The 18,540-nt window shown below is 32.6% G+C and carries 17 protein-coding genes; 7 read left to right on the forward strand and 10 right to left on the reverse strand.

Annotation, left to right across the window (positions count from 1 at the left end; translation table 11 throughout):
- Nucleotides 1-138 precede the first annotated feature (138 nt).
- Entirely contained in the window at nucleotides 139-1,284 is a 1,146-nt protein-coding gene (locus GTZ96_RS02420) for a sensor histidine kinase (RefSeq protein WP_161641002.1), read from the forward strand.
- On the opposite strand, the gene GTZ96_RS02425 is transcribed toward GTZ96_RS02420, so the two are convergent.
- The 4 genes from GTZ96_RS02425 to greA all read right to left on the reverse strand — a co-directional run bounded on the left by GTZ96_RS02425 (nucleotide 1,281) and on the right by greA (nucleotide 4,749).
- A complete protein-coding gene (locus tag GTZ96_RS02425; RefSeq protein WP_161641003.1) occupies nucleotides 1,281-2,474 on the reverse strand; it encodes a transglutaminase domain-containing protein in 1,194 nt (397 codons plus the stop codon). The genes GTZ96_RS02420 and GTZ96_RS02425 overlap by 4 nt on opposite strands.
- Nucleotides 2,475-2,616: 142 nt before the next feature.
- Nucleotides 2,617-3,789, reverse strand: a complete 1,173-nt coding sequence (locus GTZ96_RS02430; RefSeq protein ID WP_161641004.1) for a transglutaminase domain-containing protein — start codon at nucleotides 3,787-3,789, stop codon at nucleotides 2,617-2,619.
- 69 nt (nucleotides 3,790-3,858) lie between these two features.
- Nucleotides 3,859-4,248 (reverse strand): HIT family protein, encoded by a 390-nt coding sequence (locus GTZ96_RS02435; protein WP_161641005.1) that lies wholly within the window; start codon nucleotides 4,246-4,248, stop codon nucleotides 3,859-3,861.
- 24 nt (nucleotides 4,249-4,272) lie between these two features.
- Nucleotides 4,273-4,749, reverse strand: a complete 477-nt coding sequence (gene greA, locus GTZ96_RS02440) for a transcription elongation factor GreA (protein ID WP_161641006.1) — start codon at nucleotides 4,747-4,749, stop codon at nucleotides 4,273-4,275.
- A gap of 162 nt (nucleotides 4,750-4,911) precedes the next feature.
- On the opposite strand from greA, the gene GTZ96_RS02445 reads away from it, so the two are divergent.
- Nucleotides 4,912-5,331, forward strand: a complete 420-nt coding sequence (locus GTZ96_RS02445; RefSeq protein WP_161641007.1) for a Rieske (2Fe-2S) protein — start codon at nucleotides 4,912-4,914, stop codon at nucleotides 5,329-5,331.
- A gap of 58 nt (nucleotides 5,332-5,389) precedes the next feature.
- Here the strand turns inward: GTZ96_RS02445 and GTZ96_RS02450 are convergent, their stop codons facing one another.
- The 5 genes from GTZ96_RS02450 to GTZ96_RS02470 form a co-directional block, all read right to left on the reverse strand.
- A complete protein-coding gene (locus tag GTZ96_RS02450; protein WP_161641008.1) occupies nucleotides 5,390-7,543 on the reverse strand; it encodes a TonB-dependent receptor in 2,154 nt (717 codons plus the stop codon).
- Nucleotides 7,544-7,840: 297 nt separating this feature from the next.
- Nucleotides 7,841-8,242 carry an alternative ribosome rescue aminoacyl-tRNA hydrolase ArfB gene (gene arfB, locus GTZ96_RS02455; protein ID WP_161641009.1) on the reverse strand — a complete coding sequence of 134 codons (402 nt, stop codon included), beginning with the start codon at nucleotides 8,240-8,242 and terminating at the stop codon, nucleotides 7,841-7,843.
- Between the two features lie 3 nt (nucleotides 8,243-8,245).
- Entirely contained in the window at nucleotides 8,246-9,862 is a 1,617-nt protein-coding gene (locus GTZ96_RS02460) for a DUF4301 family protein (RefSeq protein WP_161641010.1), read from the reverse strand.
- 29 nt (nucleotides 9,863-9,891) lie between these two features.
- Nucleotides 9,892-10,536: a nicotinamide riboside transporter PnuC gene (pnuC, locus tag GTZ96_RS02465; RefSeq protein WP_161641011.1), complete on the reverse strand. Its 645-nt coding sequence runs from the start codon at nucleotides 10,534-10,536 to the stop codon at nucleotides 9,892-9,894.
- Entirely contained in the window at nucleotides 10,537-11,271 is a 735-nt protein-coding gene (locus GTZ96_RS02470) for a geranylgeranylglyceryl/heptaprenylglyceryl phosphate synthase (RefSeq protein WP_161641012.1), read from the reverse strand. It lies immediately after the preceding gene.
- A gap of 199 nt (nucleotides 11,272-11,470) precedes the next feature.
- Here GTZ96_RS02470 and GTZ96_RS02475 point away from each other — a divergent pair, with 199 nt between their 5' ends.
- From GTZ96_RS02475 to GTZ96_RS02485, 3 genes are all read left to right on the forward strand, one after another.
- Complete coding sequence (locus tag GTZ96_RS02475; protein WP_161641013.1) at nucleotides 11,471-12,067, forward strand: Crp/Fnr family transcriptional regulator; 597 nt, start codon at nucleotides 11,471-11,473, stop codon at nucleotides 12,065-12,067.
- A gap of 80 nt (nucleotides 12,068-12,147) precedes the next feature.
- Nucleotides 12,148-12,429, forward strand: a complete 282-nt coding sequence (locus tag GTZ96_RS02480; protein ID WP_181033125.1) for a hypothetical protein — start codon at nucleotides 12,148-12,150, stop codon at nucleotides 12,427-12,429.
- A gap of 1 nt (nucleotide 12,430) precedes the next feature.
- On the forward strand, nucleotides 12,431-12,838 hold the full coding sequence (locus GTZ96_RS02485; RefSeq protein WP_161641015.1) for a group III truncated hemoglobin: 408 nt from the start codon (nucleotides 12,431-12,433) through the stop codon (nucleotides 12,836-12,838).
- A 217-nt stretch (nucleotides 12,839-13,055) separates the two neighbouring features.
- Here the strand turns inward: GTZ96_RS02485 and GTZ96_RS02490 are convergent, their stop codons facing one another.
- On the reverse strand, nucleotides 13,056-13,688 hold the full coding sequence (locus tag GTZ96_RS02490; protein WP_161641016.1) for a 4'-phosphopantetheinyl transferase family protein: 633 nt from the start codon (nucleotides 13,686-13,688) through the stop codon (nucleotides 13,056-13,058).
- 308 nt (nucleotides 13,689-13,996) lie between these two features.
- Here GTZ96_RS02490 and ahcY point away from each other — a divergent pair, with 308 nt between their 5' ends.
- Together ahcY and GTZ96_RS02500 are read left to right on the forward strand one after the other, a co-directional pair.
- Complete coding sequence (gene ahcY, locus GTZ96_RS02495) at nucleotides 13,997-15,313, forward strand: adenosylhomocysteinase (protein ID WP_161641017.1); 1,317 nt, start codon at nucleotides 13,997-13,999, stop codon at nucleotides 15,311-15,313.
- Nucleotides 15,314-15,493: 180 nt separating this feature from the next.
- Nucleotides 15,494-18,313: an outer membrane beta-barrel protein gene (locus GTZ96_RS02500; protein WP_161641018.1), complete on the forward strand. Its 2,820-nt coding sequence runs from the start codon at nucleotides 15,494-15,496 to the stop codon at nucleotides 18,311-18,313.
- The last annotated feature ends 227 nt before the right edge of the window (nucleotides 18,314-18,540 follow it).

The following is an 18,540-nucleotide window of genomic DNA, read 5'->3' on the forward strand; positions in this document are numbered from 1 at the left end:
TAATTTTTAATTCTTGTCGAACCAGAGAGTTTCGCACTAATCAAAATTGTTTTAGCATTACGAATTAGCACTGAAACTTAAAAAAACTAAAATAATACTACTAATATTTCGTTATATTTATGGTTCTAAATATCGTTTATGCAATTTTCGGACAAAAGAAATACTGGAAGATGGATTCTTATTTTTGCTTCTTTTTTTATCATTTCCCTGATACTTTGGAATACCTATACTTTTTTTCAGATTTTCAAAAACGAAGAACGTCTAAAGATGAACCTTTTGGCCAAAGCCCAAAAAACCCTCATCAATGCCGATGAAAATACCGATGTTGAACTTCCGCTTCAAATTTTCAACAACAACACCTCTATTCCTGTTATTCTTACTGAAAAAGACAGTATCATCAATACCATCAACATTGACGAAGCCATAGTAAAAGATAAAACGAAAGCTATGGATTTTTTATCCCGCTTGAAGAAAGAAAACGACCCTATTATTATTGAATATGCGCCTAATAAGTTCCAAAAATGGTATTATGGAAATTCGGCTTTACTGAACAAACTGAAATATTATCCCATCGCCTTATTGTTAATTATAGTCTTATTTTCGGCATTGATTTACTATTTCTATCGAAGTACAAAAATTGCAACTCAAAACAAACTTTGGGCGGGAATGGCCAAAGAAACTGCGCACCAAATAGGCACGCCTCTTTCTTCATTAATTGGTTGGGTAGAAATTTTAAAAACCGAAAATATTGATGAAAGCACTACTATCGAAATCGAAAAAGATATAGATCGGTTGCAAACTATTACCGATCGTTTTTCTAAAATTGGTTCGGAACCCATTTTAGAAAAAATCAACATTATTGAAGAAACTTTACAAACCTACAATTACCTTCAATCTCGATTTTCTAAACAAATTGAATTCTCTTTTGAGAGTCCAAATTCGGAAATTTACACGATGCTTAACCCTACCTTACATAGCTGGACTATAGAAAACCTGATTAAAAATGCCATTGATGCGATGAAAGGAAAAGGAAAAATTGTTGTTTCTATAGAGGAAGATGCTCTTTATGTACGGATAAATGTTGTTGATAGCGGAATTGGAATTCCAAAAAATCAATTCAAAACAGTCTTCGAACCAGGATTTACCACTAAAAAAAGAGGTTGGGGGCTAGGACTTTCTTTAACCAAACGAATTGTGAAGGAATACCACAAAGGCAGCATCAAAGTCTTGCAATCCGAAATTGGTAAAGGCACCACTATGCAAGTCAAATACAGCAAAATCTAATTATGTACCACTTTAGGTCTTTGTACCACCTTATAAAACATCGTTTTTCTAACTAAAGCTGGTTTGGTCAAATACAAATTTACAAATTGCAAATGTTCTTCGGCTCTCTCTAAAGTTTGAGAAATTGCTTTTTTTAAATTTTCAACACTAGGCTTATTAGCACTACTCACCTCTTTTTCAAAATCAGAAAGAGTCTTTTGGCATATAATTAAACTATCTATAGGTTCTTGTATCTTTCTTTTTATTTCCTGATCTGGGACTATGGGTTGAAATTGCTTGTTCCTAAAATGAATAAAATCGTTTAACTGACTATTCGCCTTATTGAATTGATTTATAATTTCAGTGTATTTATTTCCTTTTTCTCTTTCATTTTCATTTCTCCAAGCCGTTTTTGCATGTACAAAAGCCTGAGAAATATGCTGATTTCTCATTCCTCCTTTTTCAATTCGCTGAGAAACTTCTAAAAGCTGCTCTACTTTAGGCAAACTATCTAATCTTGCTATTTCTTTCACAAAATCAAATTTTTGTTTTGATTCATCTCCCGCGTAAACGCCATCCATAAATTCCTGATTGGTAATTGGATATTCTCTAAGCTGCCACAAATAATCAAATGGCATGTGGGTATTTATCATTAGCTCAGGATCTACTTTAAAATGTTTATCATCTAGTCTTCGTGTAAAAATCCCGTTAACAACATATCCCGAACCCCAAGTTGGGTCAAACAAATACCATTTATTATCAATTCTGGCAGCATTCCATGAATGAGACAGATTATCCACTTTTACCTTATTCCATTTTGTATATCCATTTACCACTACCGATTTTATTCCTACTACAGTAGCTAATTGATTAAAAATATTGGAATAATCAAAACAATTCCCTTTTTGAGCTTTAAAGGCTCTTGTAATTCTATCTTGAAGCGATTCGTCAAATTTAACCTCAAACATATTGTCAGCATCATAGCTAATACTATTGGCTGTCCAATAAAAAACAGCACGAACTCTCTCTGATTCTGTTTGAAAATTACTTTTAATATAATTACCAATACTATCCATAGACTGATTATATTCAGCTGGCATTTTATCCATCTTAGTATCAACCAAATCGTAATTTTTTTGGATTTTTTGTTTTTTTTGTGCCAAAACAAAAAAGGAACAAAGACAAGAAAGCAATAAAAGGGTATGTCTCATAACACTTGATAAATAATGGTTGGTTTAGAAGATCAAATATATAAAATCAAGCTCACAAATTGTAAGAAATTCAACCTTGATTTATTCTCTAATCGGAAATTAGAAATGGAACAACTATGTAAATGAGTTTTAAAAAAGTTTTTTAGTTTAATGGTACTCCAAACCAAGATACTTTCGAGAACATTGTTTTTCTGATTAACTTAGATTTACTCAAATAATCTTTCACAAATAAAGCATGTTCATCTGCTTGGACCAAAGCTTCTGCAATCGTCTTTTTTATCGAAATTAAATTTGATTTATCTTCACTGCCCACCATTCCAAGATTAAAAATATCTTTTTGGCATTTTGCCAATTTCTCTCTTGGAGTTTGAATCATTTTATTAATTACTTCGTCCGAAAAAGTAGGTTTGAATTTTTTATTTCGATACATTATAAAATCATTCAACAGCACCACCGCTTCATTGAGTTCCGCTACAATAGTATTCAATTTCTCAATATTGGCATTTTGCATTAAATTATTCCACTGTTTCTTTTTAATGTTATAATCCTCTAAAATCATAGCATTTTTCAAACCGTTTTTTTCTATTCGTCCAGCCGACTCAAACAACTGATCGTTTTCTGATATATTATAATAAAGAACGATCTCTTTCTCAAAATCAAAATATTTTTTAGTTTTATCCAATTGCGTTTTCCCTCCATAAAACTCCCCATTTGTAACAGGATAATTCAAGAATTGCCACAAATAATCAAACGGCATATGCGAGGCTATTATTTTAGAAGGTTCTACTTTAAAATAAGCACTGTTCAACTTCTTTATAAACTTTCCATTGGTTATACCTCCAGCTCCCCAAGTAGGATCAAACACAAACCATTTATTTTCAATTTTAGCCGCACACCAAGCATGGGCTAGATTATCTACCTTTCCATTCTGTTTTGTATACCCTTCAATTACTCGACATTTAATTCCAATTTTATTTGAAATATCATTAAAAACTTCAGCATAATGAATACAAACTCCTTTCTTAGATTTTAATGTATTTTCTATTTTTTCTTGAACAGTTTCCAATTGATTTGGCGAAAACATATTTGACACATCATAACTGATGTTAGTAGCCGTCCAATAGAAAACCGCTCGAATTTTTTCGGTATCCGTTTTAAAATTATCCGTTATGAATTTTGCGATTCCAGTTGTTGAATTTCTCAATTCAACAGGAATTTTGGAAATCTTATTATCAATATCTGTATAAACCGTTTTAGTTTGAGCAACACTTAAAACAGATAAAAACAAGAATATAAAAGAAACAAATTTTCTCATATTGGTTCAGTTTTTATATAAAAAAAAACACGAACAAATTCGTGCTTTTATTTTATGAGATTTAATAGATTATAAATTAGCTCTAATTTCCTGAGCTAAATTTTCAAATTCTTCTTTGCTTAAAGCTACTTTTTTCTGAAAACGAATATCATCCATCTTATTTAATGGAATCAAATGAACATGAGCATGTGGAACTTCAATACCAATGACTGATACTGCAATTCGATTGCAAGGAATTGTTTTTTCTAAAGCAATCGCCACTTTTCTCGAAAATTGCATCAATCCCAAATAATGGGCTTCATCCATATCAAAAAGCTTATCAACTTCTAATTTTGGAACGCACAAAGTGTGTCCTTTTGCATTAGGATTAATATCTAAAAAAGCGAAATAATTATCATCTTCAGCAATCTTATAACATGGGATCTCTCCGTTTACTATTTTGGTGAATATCGAACTCATATTTAAAGCTTTTAAATTATTAAACTAGTCTCTTGAAATTTCTAAAATTTCAAATTTCAACACACCATTAGGCACATTAATTTCGGCAACTTCACCTATTGATTTTCCTAATAATCCTTTTCCAATTGGAGAAGTAACAGATATTTTTCCTGTTTTCAAATCGGCTTCACTTTCAGCAACTAATGTATATTTCATTTCCATACCATTGGCCTGATTCTTAATTTTCACATTAGACAACACCAACACTTTAGACAAATCCAAATGTGTTTCATCAATAAGACGGGCATTAGCATGAACTTCTTCCAGTTTGGCAATTCTCATTTCTAACATTCCTTGTGCCTCTTTGGCCGCATCGTATTCTGCATTTTCAGACAAATCTCCTTTATCTCTTGCTTCGGCTATATCTTGAGATGCTTTTGGACGCATCACACTTTTCAAATAATCTAATTCTTCTCTTAATTTCTTTAATCCTTCTGCGGTATAATAAGATACTGTACTCATAACTTCATCATTTTATAAAATAGAAAAAATCCCATCGGAACGGGATTTCTTTCCACAAAGATAATATATTTTTTTATAGTCTATAATTATATGTTAACCATATAATATTTCAAATGTAAATAAATTAAATTTGTTTCACTAATACTTTCACTAATTAAAAACATGAAAAAATTTATCCCGCTTTTCCTGATTAGCCTTTTATTTTTATCTTGTTCTGACAATGGCTTTAATAATAAAAACCCATACATACCTAACTATAATTTCTCAGTAACTTTCGATATGAATTACCCAGCCTATTCCAATCTGAAATTTGTGAGCAATGCAATTTATTATTCAGGTCCTGATGTAGGTCCAAAAGGAATTTATGTATTCAACACGGGAAGCGGCTACAATGCTTTTGATGCAGCCTGTCCTAACCAAGCGCTCAGTAGTTGTTCCACCTTAACACTCAATGGCATTAATCTGGTTTGCCCTTGTGACAATCAAGAATACAGTTTGTTTTCGGGACAAGGAAAATTACAATATCCGTTAAAACAATATCGCGTAGAAGTTATAGGGAATATACTCCGAGTATATAATTAAATTAAAAAGCCTGAAAATTTTAAAATTTTCAGGCTTTTTAAATCTATAAAATTCGGTATTAAAACTTCAATGTTAATCCCGCTAAGAAATTGATTCTAGCTTGCGGATAATAGTATGGATAAACATCCCACATATATCCATTTGAAACATATTTTTTATCTAAAACATTATTTACTAAACCAGTAATTACTATTGATTTGAATATTGATTTAGGTTTTATTTCGTATGCCACATTAACATCATTTATAAAATAATCTACTAATTTAGCATCTGTTAGTTCAATATTATTCATGTATTGTTTCCCAACAAACTTTTGCATCAAAGAAATATGAAGATCTGAAATAGGAGAATACACAATTATATTCCCTGCTATTACTGACGGAGAATACGCAATATCCGTTGTCCCATAATTTTGATTCTCAACAGCCAAATCAATATTTTTATTCGCACTTAAAGTAAAGTTAGGTCTAATTATCAACTCATTTGACAAAGCGATGATTGCATCCACCTCTAATCCCAAACGATAGCTTTTTTCACTATTTGAACGGATTGGTGCTCCAACATCATCTAAATTACCCGTTAAAATCAACTGATCTTTGTAAGCCATGTAATACACATTCGAATTAAATTTGACTTTGTTTGAAACATATCTCCAACCTAATTCATAGTCATTTAACTTTTCAGGCTTAGCATTACCACTTTCATAATCAGTTCTATTAGGCTCACGATTTGCTCTGGCATAAGAAAAATAAATTGCATTGTTATTGTTAATCGTGTAGTTCAAACCTGCTTTAGGATTGAAAAAATTGAAATTATCATTTACTAAACCTGTCTCAGGACTATCGGCTTTGTAATGCACATTTCTAAGTTGCAAATCTCCAAAAAGACTCACATTAGAACAAACTTGATAATTGGCTTTCGCAAAAATATTTCCATCTGTTTTTGTTGCAAAATCATCATAATAACGATCCCCTAATTCAGATTTAGAAGCAAATCGTGCCCAAATTACTTTTCCGAAATGATTACCTTCATATTTATTATAACCACCACCAAAAACCACATCCAGTTTTTCTCCTTTGTAGTTTGCCGAAAATGTAGTTCCGTAGAAATCATTGTCCAACCATTTTTGACGAATTAAATCAGTGGAAGTTTCTGAACCAACAGGAAGCAACCCATAATCCCCAAAATCAGCATCTTCTTTATAGTTCTCATAATATCCTTTTCCTTTAGTATAATGAAACGCTAAATTGGTATTCCAATTAGATGATAACTTTTCATTCCAATGCAATTGATAATGGTCTTGCTGGTAATTATCAGTTTCATTATCATAAAATCGTGTATTTCCAAATTCATCAGTAAAAATCCCTATCGGATTATAAGTCCTATCGCTATCTAAAGTTACTTTATCGATTCCCCAATAAGCTTGATAGGTTTTTTCTGTTCCACCAAAAGCCAATGCTTTTATTAAAGTGGTTTTACCAACATAGGTTCCTTGTAAGAAGTAGGATTTTAAATCAGAACTGGCTCTGTCGATATAACCATCCGATTTTAAAGCTGACAAACGTCCTGCAATTTCAAAATGATCATTCATCAAACCTGTACTGAATTTCACAGTATGTTTGTGTGTATTAAAACTTCCGTAAGAATTAGAAATTTCCCCGCTGCTTTCTTTCGAATAAGAATCCGTCAACATGTTCAAACTCGCTCCAAAAGCTCCGGCACCATTAGTAGAAGTTCCCACACCTCTTTGCAACTGTAAACTTTGAACTGAAGAAGCAAAATCAGGCATGTTTACCCAATACGTTCCATGACTTTCAGAATCATTATATGGAATTCCGTTAATAGTAACATTCACTCTGGTTGCATCACTACCACGAACGCGAATTCCAGTATACCCTACTCCATTTCCGGCATCCGAAGTTGTTACCACTGATGGTAAATAATTCATTAAAATAGGAATATCTTGTCCTAAATTTCGAAATTTAATTTCCTTTTTGTCTAAATTACTAAAACTTACCGGTGTTTTTGTAGTAACCCGAATTGCCGAAACCAGCACTTCATCGAGTTGATTGATTTTAGTAGTATCTTTTACTTGAGAAAAAGAGGTTGCAGAAAGAAGAGAAAAGAAAAAAGAAAAAAGAAACAAATTGTAGTTTATCGACTTTGAACCTTTGTAACTTAGTACCTCAGTACCTTTAAAAATAGTATTCATCCGTAATTGTTTTACGAATAAAAGGGGGAATTATTCTTTTTGTTAATTGATTTTTATGACAACTCAATAGTAATTACAATTGATTTTATCATTTTTTCCCTTGACAACATTACTCGTCCAGGTTCGTTGGGTATAATCTCAGCTTTATTCTGAACTTGTTTCAGAATCTGAAATAAATTCAGATTTAAGCACCCCTTTGAGACGCGGCAAAGATAGAAAAGTATTAAGATAAAAGTATCAATACAAAGATTTTTAGTTTTTGAATTTTCTTAATACTTAATTCTCTAAATCTTGATACTAAAAATCCGGTTTCCTACGCGATTGTTTAATTTCGGATAAATTCTTTTTGTCTTTGATTCGTTTTTTAATCACCGACTTAGGTATTTTAGTCGCTTTTCTGATTTTAGGAACATGGAGCCCTTTTTTAATCAGTTCCAAAAAACGTTTGGTAACAATTTCTTTATTTTTAAGTTGGCTTCTATCTTCATCACAATTCAGAATCAAAACCAAATCAGTCGTTAATCTTGAAGAAAGATTTGTTTCTAACAACAATTTCTCTTCCTCAGACAAAGCCTGAGAATTTTTTAAATCGAAAGTCAGCACGACTTTAGACGAAACCTTATTGACGTTTTGCCCTCCAGCACCACTACTTCGCACTGCTTTATATTGTAATTCGGATATGATTTTTTGAATTTCCATCTTTTAGGACTGATGCGCTTCTTTTAATAAATCATTTACGGTTTTCACCGGATTAAAAGTGATCAAAGGCACTTCAACAAAAACAGTCAACCAATTAGCCATTGCTCCATTCCACAAGCCAGGCAATTCATAGCCTTTAATATCTTTTCCCAGATGATTTTTCTCAACTATAAAACCACTATTCTCATCTACAAACTGATGCAAATCAAACTTTTCGTTTTTATAATTTTTAGTAGCACAAACTAAATCTACGGGATTAAAATGAGTAGCATTCGCCATAATTTTAGCCTGCTTTTTATTGTTCAAATCCACCTGAGAAGATTCTACAATTTGCAACGAAACTTCCTTTTGAGCACTTTTTACCCAAAAAGGACCTCCTCCTGGTTCACCCTCATTAATCACCATCCCACAAACTCTAATTGGACGATTTAAAACATTTTTCAGTAATTTTATTTTATTCTCAATAGTATACAAATCAAAATCGGACTTAATATCCATATTCAATTTTTCTTTCAAGAATTTTTTAATCTCTTCGATTTGTTTATCATTAATAGTATAAAGATCAATCAAATTCAAACAAGCAAAAATTTGCTGTTGCAGCTCTAATAAAATACCAGCCAATGCTTTCTTATAAAGCGCAATTTTTTCATTATTATGAAGAATAACATTATCAATATTTTTGATAAAAATAATATCAGCATCCAGTTGATTTAGATTCCCTATTAGTGCACCATGACCTCCAGGTCTAAAAAGCAACTTTCCTTCTTCCGTTCTGAAAGCTTTATCACTCATCGTTACTGCAATGGTATCAGTGCTTTTATCCTGATAAGAATAACTTACTTCAATACTAGTTTGTGTTTCCTTTTCTACCTTATCCTTAACACTGTTTATGATTTGCTCAAACTGTTCTTGATGAGATTCGGAAACTGTAAAATGCAAATAGGATTTATTATTAGTACTTGAATAATAACCGCATTCATACAAATGTTCTTCAATAGGTGTAGCAATCTTACTGACATATTTATGAAAAGGTAAAATCCCTTTGGGTTTAGAGGCAAAATCAAAATACGTTGAATCCAACATGAATTTTATAAAATAATAATTTTTATAATCACGAGACAACGCATCAAAGTCGAGAAACTCTTCTTTTAATCTGTCATAAATAATATCAAAGAAAGGCAATTTCTCCATCCCAACGATAAAAACCGGCAGCTTAGTATCCTTTTTTCTGTTTATATAAGCATTAATCGTTTCTTTCTCAAAATTAAATTCGTTCAGAAAAGCCGTTAGAAATTTAAACATTCTACTTGCAGCTCCTGAAGCTGGTACAAATTTTAATAATTTTAAATTGGATTTATGTTCGTCAAAAAAGTTCGCTTTCTCAACAAAATCAGCATCGGTCAATTTTAAAATTCCATTTCCAACTGTTGCCGCTTCGAGTAATTCCATCTTAGCAATTCCTTTTTTAAAAATCGCAAGTTCTTTTTTGATGTTTTCCAATGAAACTCCATGTTCTTTGATTTGTTCAAAATCCTGTTCTGACAATCCCATACTTTTAATTTTATTTAAATCATCAATTAATTTAGACTTCTCCAACATCGAAACTCTTATTTCACTCATGTAATTGCAATAAAATATTAAAAAAAATATTATTCTAAAACAGCAGCTTCACCAGACTGTTTCTGTTGATTATTTAAAATTCCTTTCCATTCTAAATATCCATATACCGCAAGAATTGTAAAAATTAAATATTGCAAACTTGTAAATGTATAGCCTTTAAAAAAGTACAAAGGTATTGAAATGAAATCTCCTACAATCCAAAAAATCCAATTTTCAATTTTTCGCTTGGCCATCAACCACATTCCCACAAAAAAGAGTGCCGTTAAAAGAGTATCCACATAATTATACCAATTAGTAAATTTATCAAAATACTGGTAAACCAAATACACAAAAACTAAAGTTAAAACAAAAATAACTGCTGCAATTTTATGTTCTTTTTTACTGGCTACAGCAATTGGAAATGCTTCAACTTCCCCTTTTTTTCGTGTCCAATGATACCAACCATAAAGACTCATTATAAAATAATAGCCATTAATCATCGAATCACCTAACAACTCCCATTTCCAAAGCAAATAAGCATAAATAAAAGTACTCACCAATCCTGTTGGGAAAACCCAAATATTATCTTTTTTAGCAAACCAAACGCTTGCCAATCCAAAAAAAACGCCTACTAATTCCAACACGATTTCCGAAGTGGGATAGTTAGCATATTGAGCGAAAAAAAAGTCTAGCATTTATATTTTTATTTGAGAATTAAAAAAATGAGCATCTTTTTCAAAAGCCGTCCCTATCACAACTAAATCAGCACCCGATTGATAGGCATTTTGAATACCTTTCAAATCTACAATTCCGCCGCCTACAATTAATGGGATATCAATATTTCGAGCTACATATTCAATCATTTCTAAAGAAACCGCTTGTTTAGCACCACTTCCCGCTTCCAAATAAATCAATTTATTTCCGAGCATCTCTCCTGCTTGAGCAGTTGCCAGAGCCAAATCAAGATTGTCCCTATCCAAAGGCGTTGTTTTACTTACGCGTTCAACAGCCGTTTCACTACCGCTTTCAATCAAAATGTAGCCCGTAGACAGAATTTCGAGATTCGTTCGTTTTAAAATTGGTGCTGCTTTAACCTGATGTTCTATTAAATAATCAGGATTTCGTCCAGACAATAAAGATAAAAACAAAATTCCATCGGCATGATTAGAAATTTGAGAAGGATGTCCTGGAAAAAGTACTATTGGCAAAGTACAATCTTGTTTAATTCTAACTATTAAATCGTCCAGAATAGTACTTTCTACAAAGCTTCCACCAATAAAAACATGAGTAGCAGGAGATTGATTTATCTTGTAAACCAAATCGGTTATCGTATCCAAAACTACTTTATCCGGATCAAGAAGAATCGCTAATAATTTCCGGTTTTCCGATTTAGCTTTTTGTATTTCCTGATAGATTGTTGCTTTTTCCATGAGAGCGTAAAAGTAAAAAGTTTTTAGAGTAGAAGAACAAATTCTAAACAATTATATTTGTTATACCAATACTGATTCTATTTTTAATTCTATCTTTTTGGTATAATGCCGTTGTATATTTCATTTAGTTCCGCTAAAGGAACTATTTTGAAATAACAAACGGTATTAGCACTTTAGAAATCCTAAAACTCATTCAAATATGATTGCTATTACTTTACTCGAAAAATATAACGGCATTATAAAAAACTATAAAAATGGAGATCTCATTTTTGAAGAAGGTAACCAACCCTTATACTATTATCAAATTATTTCGGGCGAAGTAAAGATGAACAATTACAATGATGAAGGTAAAGAATTCATTCAGGGGATTTTCTATAAAAACCAATGTTTTGGCGAACCTCCGCTGTTTATTGACCAGGTTTATCCTGCCAATGCTGTTGCGGTGACAGATTCAGAACTAATTGTAATTACAAAAGATAAATTCCTGGAATTGCTAAAAAATAATTCGGACATCAGTTTAGCAATCATCAAAAATCTCTCGCAAAGACTGTATTACAAATCGGTTATGGCAGCTGAAATTTCGTCTCAAGACCCTGAACACCGAGTACTGCGACTGATTGATTATTCGATTGAGCAATTGAATTTCAAGAAAGAAGAAGCTGGTTTTCTAATTAATTTCACCCGACAACAAATAGGAGATTTAACCGGTTTAAGAGTTGAAACCGTTATTCGAGCCATAAAATCCCTAGAGAAAAAAGGCGATTTAAAAATAATTAATAGAAAAGTGTACCGATAAAAAATATTATTTTATATGATTTAAGTCATAAAATGCAGCTGTAGTGTCGTTGTAAATTTGTGGTATTAAAACAAATTATTATGACACTTTACAACACTACCTTCGAAAGATTCAATCAAAATTTTATTGGTTCTGCTACTTTAAGTATCCTGGCACAAAGCTGTTTAGGCGGCGCAGCTGCCATGAGCGTATTAGCTAATGGAACTTCAATAATACAAATGGTCCAACTGGCAATTATTGTATTTATATGCATCATCGCAAATACATCAATTCTTGCCCAAATGAAACATAAATTCATCTTTAACAGCGTTATCATAAGTGCTATTTCAAGCATCTTATTTATTATTCTAAACAACCTGTAAAATGAAAAACGACATCAAAAACAGAGCGGATGTTGCTGTTTTAGTCCATAGCTTTTATGACAAAATAAGAGCCGATGCAGCAATCGGTTCTTATTTTAACGAGCTCATTTTAGACTGGAATGCACATTTAGAAAAGCTAACTGATTTTTGGGAAACCAATTTGTTTACTGTTCGAAAATACAAAGGTAATCCGATCGAAGTTCACAATAAAGTAGACGAACATTTTGATGGTCAAATCAACGCGAATGAATTTGGGATTTGGTTAAATTATTGGTTCCAAACTTTAGACTCTCTTTTTGAAGGAGAAAATGTCGAAATTCTGAAAAGAAGAGCGCGCAAAATGGGTAGTTTTCTTTATCTGAATATGTTTAAAAATAGAGTAAAAGAAATATGTAGGAACACAGATTGAAGAAATTTGAGAAATCTTTTAAAAATCTTAGTGCGACTTTGTGAATCTCTTTGCCTTTAATATAGCACGCAGATAATACAGATCTAAGCAGATTTACACTGGTTTTTGGAACACAGATTGAAGAAATTCTATAAATATTTAAAAAATCTCTTAGCGTTACTTTATGGTTCTCTTTGCGAAAAAACTTTGTTTGCTTTGCGGTTAGTTAAAAACAAAACTATTTTTCTAAAGCATAGACTAGAGTAAAATCCTCCACTTCTTCAAAATAAATATTGAATTCTTTGTGCAAACCTCCAAAATGAAGACTTGAGGCAGTTTGGGTTTGGCCCAAATCAAATTCATTAACCGCAATATGGTCTTTAAAGCTGATTCCTTTTTCGTTTCTGATTTTAAAAATCGCTTCTTTTGCTCCCCAAATCACCGTTAGTTTCTTGATGTATTCGGCTGTTTTTTCACGTTCTAAATATTGGAATTCAGCATCACAGAATTTATCGGCAATTCGAATTATTTTTTCTCTTTGTAATTCGATGTCAATCCCAACGATTTCATCACTAATGATTATTGCAGCAAATTGATACGAGTGCGTTATCGAAATATGTTTTCCATCATGAAGATGTGGTTTTCCAAATTCGTCATAATACAAGTCAAAATCAGTATAGCCTGCTTCATTTAAAAGTTTACGCACACTTAGAAACCCTCGTTGATGCAATTCGGATTTCATACCATCAATTCGGGATTGACATGTAGGGTTGAGACTTACTTCTTCGAATAATTGTTCCAATGGTTCGGTAATCTTCCAAACGTAGATAACGGTTGCTGAATTAAATTGTATTTTTTTATATAAAGGCATTCTTTTAAGTTATGAGTTTTCTCTCTTGACCCGGATGTCTTTCTAGCCCTGACAGTAACGGCATCCTTTTTGTTTTTGACCTCTGAGCTTGTCGAAGGGAGCAAAACAAAAAGATATAGTGGATGGCAGGATTAGCTTCTAAAAACCATTATCAAACTAAAGTTCTAAAAATTAAGACATTAAACAATTCATAAATATTTTAGAAATTAGTTTAATTCTAAAGTTATTACGTAAATTTGCAAAAATTTTACACCCGAGTCCGCCGCGGCGGACGAACGGACGAAGTAATTACAAATATACTATAAAAAATGAGTACAACGACTACGCCATATGTGGCTTTCAAAGTAAAAGACATTTCTCTAGCGGCTTGGGGAAGAAAAGAAATTGAATTGGCGGAAGCTGAAATGCCAGGTTTAATGGCGCTTCGTGCTGAATATAAAGATGAGCAACCTCTTGCTGGTGCTCGTATTGCTGGATGCTTACACATGACAATCCAAACTGCAGTTTTAATCGAGACTTTAATTGCTCTTGGTGCTGAAGTTACTTGGTCTTCTTGTAACATTTTCTCTACTCAAGATCAGGCTGCTGCTGCTATTGCTGCTGCTGGAATTTCAGTTTATGCTTGGAAAGGTCTTGACGAAGAGTCTTTTGACTGGTGTATTGAACAAACTTTATTCTTTGGTGAAGACAGAAAACCATTGAACATGATTCTTGATGATGGTGGAGATTTAACTAATATGGTTATTGACCGTTTCCCTGAATTGGTTCCTGGAATCAAAGGATTGTCTGAAGAAACTACAACTGGTGTTCACAGACTTTACGAAAGAGTAAAAGCTGGAACTTTACCAATGCCTGCAATCAACATTAATGACTCGGTTACTAAATCTAAATTTGATAACAAATACGGTTGTAAAGAATCTGCTGTAGATGCTGTACGTCGTGCAACTGACTTAATGTTGGCCGGAAAAAGAGTTATCGTGTGCGGATACGGTGATGTTGGAAAAGGAACTGCTGCTTCTTTTAGAGGTGCAGGATCAATTGTAACAGTTACTGAAATTGACCCAATTTGTGCTTTACAAGCTGCAATGGACGGTTACGAAGTGAAGAAATTAAATACTGTAATTGCTACTGCTGATATTATCATTACTACTACAGGAAATAAAGACATCGTTTTAGGTTCTCATTTCGAACAAATGAAAGACAAAACGGTTGTTTGTAACATCGGACACTTTGATAATGAAATTGATATGGCTTGGTTGAACAAAAACCACGGTGCTTCAAAAATCGAGATCAAACCACAAGTTGACAAATATACTATCGCTGGAAATGACATTATCATTTTGGCTGAAGGTCGTTTGGTTAACCTTGGTTGCGCTACAGGTCACCCAAGTTTTGTAATGAGTAACTCATTTACAAACCAAACTCTAGCTCAAATCGAATTATGGAAAAACAGCGCTGCTTACAACAATGACGTTTATATGTTACCTAAACATTTAGATGAAAAAGTAGCTGCTTTGCACTTGGCTAAATTAGGAGTAGAATTGGAAACTTTACGTGACGACCAGGCTGCTTATATTGGAGTTGATGTTGCAGGTCCATACAAACCGGAATATTACAGATACTAGATTTTAGATTAGCGATTGCTGATTTATGATTTCAGATTTAGAACCCTTGCAGAAATGTGAGGGTTTTTTGTTTAAAAAAATGCCAACCATGCTTTTTGAAAAAAATAAATATAAATTTTACACTTCCCGTTAAACCTTTTCTTTTAATTAACATCTTATGTTAAGTTTAACCAAATTATTATGAGTAAATATTTATCATTTCTGTTTTTTCTTGCTTTCTCTTTTTATGCTTCTGCACAAAGCAGTTATATTCTTAAAGGAAAAGTACTTAATTTAAACAACCAAATTCCATTAGAATCAGCTACGGTGTATATCAGCACGGTAAAAGATTCTACAATATTAGAATACACTTTAACGGACAAAAACGGAGAGTTCAATTTCGCAGTTAAGAAAAATGAAAAACCCGTATTTTTGAAAGTAACCTATATGGGGTTCGAAACCTTTGCTGAAGAGCAAAAAGAAGTTAGTGCTAATAAAGATTTTAGCAATATTTATCTTGCAGAATCTGTAAATACACTTAAAGAAGTTACCGTAAAAGGAGAAGATCCACCTATTCGAATTAAAAATGATACTATCGAATTTAAAGCTTCTTTATTCAAAGTTCGCCCTGATGCTAACGTAGAAACCTTATTGAAACAACTTCCTGGTTTTGAGGTAGACAGTGATGGTAAAATTACCGTAAACGGTAAAGAAGTAACCCAAGTTTTAGTGAACGGAAAACCTTTCTTTGATAGAGATGGTGCTATGGCGTTAAAAAACCTTCCTGCCGAAATTATCAATAAAGTTCAGGTATCTGATTTTAAAACCAAGAAAGAAGAATACTCTAAAGACCAGGCTGCTTCTGACAATTCAAGCATCAACCTAACAATTGACGATGACAAAAACAAAGGATATTTTGGTAAATTCCTTGGTGGATATGGTACTGATAATCATTACGAATCCAGCTTTATCCTAAACTTCTTTAATAATAACAGAAAAATAAGTCTTTTAGGTTCATCTAACAACATCAATGCTCCCGGATTTTCTATGGACGAAGTTTTTGATAATATGGGTGGCGGTAGAAATAGCCGAGGGACAACCATAAATAGAGGTCAAGCCAATGGAATTACAACATCTAATCTATTAGGATTTAACTATTCTGACCAATTGGCTAAAGATTTTCAGGTAAATGCCAATTATAATTTTTCGGATACAAATACTGAAAATAAAAACGCATCAAATTCACTTAATTTCAGACCCGATGGCGATTTTACTACTGTATCGCATTCAAAATCAGAAAACGGAAACACTAGCAACAAGGCGAATGTCGAGTTAGAATACAAAATATCACCAACCATGCGATTATTTGTAGCTCCAAAATTTAGTACTTCTCAATCTGACAATTATTCAAAATCGGACAACGAGTCACTGGCTTTAGATGGGACAAAAATAAATGATTCCGATTCTGAATCATCAAGTAAAAGCGAATCAAACAGTTTTAGCAACTCGATTAACTTTAATAAATCATTTGAGAAAAAAGCAAGAAACTTAAGCGTAGTATTTAACAACAATAACAACAGTTCTAATTCAAATGGAATTACAGAATCAACAAACAATTACTACAAAACAAACACGGTAGAAACTAGAAACCTAAACAATCTAAGCAACAGTATTAGCGATTCTTATTCTGCCGAAATTGAATATACCGAACCTGTAACTGATTCCATTCGTTTCAAAGTAGGTGTAGAATACAATTTTCAAAATTCCATAAACGACAAAAAATCTTATAATTTTAATGAAGCCGATCAATCTTATACAGACTTGAACGACCTACAAACAAATTACATTACCTCTAAACAAAATAGTATTGCACCAAAAGCAGGAATTCGATTTGAAAAGAACAAATTCACATTCGATATCAATTCTTCGACATCTATTATACAATACGACAATCACTCATTCTATGTAGGGCAATCAACTGATTTGAACAAAAAATATGTTTTACCTTATGGAAGTGCACAAATTAGATACAAAATGGATCGTTCAAAATTTGTTACTGCTCGATACAACTATAGCCTTTCATTGCCATCAGCATCTGAATTACTTCCTATAGAAAACATCTCAAATCCTTTGAATACGGTTACAGGAAATCCAAATTTGAATCCTACCGAAACACACAGTGCAAGCATTAACTATAGAAATTTTGATTTCCGTACCCGTTCAGGTTACAACATCTACGTGAATACTAATTTCTATAATAATGACATCATTTCTTCTTCAGTTTATGACGCTGATAGAAAAAGAACAACTACTTATGAAAATATATCTGGGACTTACTCCTTATCAGGAGGTGGTAGCTGGAACAAATCCATCAAACAAGAATCTAATCTATTGCGTTATGGATTAGCTTTAAACGCTAATTATTCATTCTCAAAAGGATTTACTGATGGAGTTTTATATGGTGCCAAAGCTATGGGAATATCCCCTAGAGTTTACCTTAATTATGATTACGGAACTTTTTTCACGGTTTCTCCTTCTTATAATTTCTCTTACAACGAAACTGAATACGATATCAGCAGTCTGAAATCAAGATCAAATGTTGTTCATAGAATCAATCTGCAAACTACAAGCTACTGGCCTACAAACTGGACTTGGGGTAACGATTTTGGATACACTTACAATTCCATCAATCAGGATTATTACTTATGGAATACCAGCTTATCATACACTTTCTTAAACAAGACATTTATTGCCAAAGTAAAAGTATATGATGTTTTAAATCAAAATCAAAGCATCACAAGAAGTATTTCGACTACATCGGTTAGCGACAACGAAAACACCGTTTTAAAACGTTATGCCATGTTTTCTCTGACTTATAAAATCCAGAATTTCTCTGGCATGAAAAACCCTCCGGGAAGAAACAACCGAAACATGGAAGGAATGGACAGAGGCGAACGTCCGGAAGGATTTGGCGGCGGTGGTGGCAATGGCGGCGGTGGCGGCCAAAGAATGATGGATTAATCAAACGTAATTATTAATTCAATTTTGACAACAAATCCCCTTGCTTAAAAAAAGCAAGGGGATTTGTTATTTAAACAAAAACGCACTGACAAAATCAATTTACCCTTTTTATTATTCTAATTCTCATCAAATATTGTAGCGATTCATGTTCTTAAAAAAACAATCAAAACATTGTTATTTTCAATACTCAACCGTCCTTAGCTTTCGCAGTCGAGTGTCAAATGTTT

Source organism: Flavobacterium undicola (assembly GCF_009909155.2).
GTDB lineage: Bacteria > Bacteroidota > Bacteroidia > Flavobacteriales > Flavobacteriaceae > Flavobacterium > Flavobacterium undicola.

Bases quoted from the DNA above. Each gene is read 5' to 3' on its own strand.
- GTZ96_RS02420 (WP_161641002.1), top strand. From the start codon at position 139: ATGCAATTTTCGGACAAAAGAAATACTGGAAGATGGATTCTTATTTTT.
- GTZ96_RS02425 (WP_161641003.1), bottom strand. From the start codon at position 2,474: ATGAGACATACCCTTTTATTGCTTTCTTGTCTTTGTTCCTTTTTTGTT.
- GTZ96_RS02430 (WP_161641004.1), bottom strand. From the start codon at position 3,789: ATGAGAAAATTTGTTTCTTTTATATTCTTGTTTTTATCTGTTTTAAGT.
- GTZ96_RS02435 (WP_161641005.1), bottom strand. From the start codon at position 4,248: ATGAGTTCGATATTCACCAAAATAGTAAACGGAGAGATCCCATGTTAT.
- greA (WP_161641006.1), bottom strand. From the start codon at position 4,749: ATGAGTACAGTATCTTATTATACCGCAGAAGGATTAAAGAAATTAAGA.
- GTZ96_RS02445 (WP_161641007.1), top strand. From the start codon at position 4,912: ATGAAAAAATTTATCCCGCTTTTCCTGATTAGCCTTTTATTTTTATCT.
- GTZ96_RS02450 (WP_161641008.1), bottom strand. From the start codon at position 7,543: ATGAATACTATTTTTAAAGGTACTGAGGTACTAAGTTACAAAGGTTCA.
- arfB (WP_161641009.1), bottom strand. From the start codon at position 8,242: ATGGAAATTCAAAAAATCATATCCGAATTACAATATAAAGCAGTGCGA.
- GTZ96_RS02460 (WP_161641010.1), bottom strand. From the start codon at position 9,862: ATGAGTGAAATAAGAGTTTCGATGTTGGAGAAGTCTAAATTAATTGAT.
- pnuC (WP_161641011.1), bottom strand. From the start codon at position 10,536: ATGCTAGACTTTTTTTTCGCTCAATATGCTAACTATCCCACTTCGGAA.
- GTZ96_RS02470 (WP_161641012.1), bottom strand. From the start codon at position 11,271: ATGGAAAAAGCAACAATCTATCAGGAAATACAAAAAGCTAAATCGGAA.
- GTZ96_RS02475 (WP_161641013.1), top strand. From the start codon at position 11,471: ATGATTGCTATTACTTTACTCGAAAAATATAACGGCATTATAAAAAAC.
- GTZ96_RS02480 (WP_181033125.1), top strand. From the start codon at position 12,148: ATGACACTTTACAACACTACCTTCGAAAGATTCAATCAAAATTTTATT.
- GTZ96_RS02485 (WP_161641015.1), top strand. From the start codon at position 12,431: ATGAAAAACGACATCAAAAACAGAGCGGATGTTGCTGTTTTAGTCCAT.
- GTZ96_RS02490 (WP_161641016.1), bottom strand. From the start codon at position 13,688: ATGCCTTTATATAAAAAAATACAATTTAATTCAGCAACCGTTATCTAC.
- ahcY (WP_161641017.1), top strand. From the start codon at position 13,997: ATGAGTACAACGACTACGCCATATGTGGCTTTCAAAGTAAAAGACATT.
- GTZ96_RS02500 (WP_161641018.1), top strand. From the start codon at position 15,494: ATGAGTAAATATTTATCATTTCTGTTTTTTCTTGCTTTCTCTTTTTAT.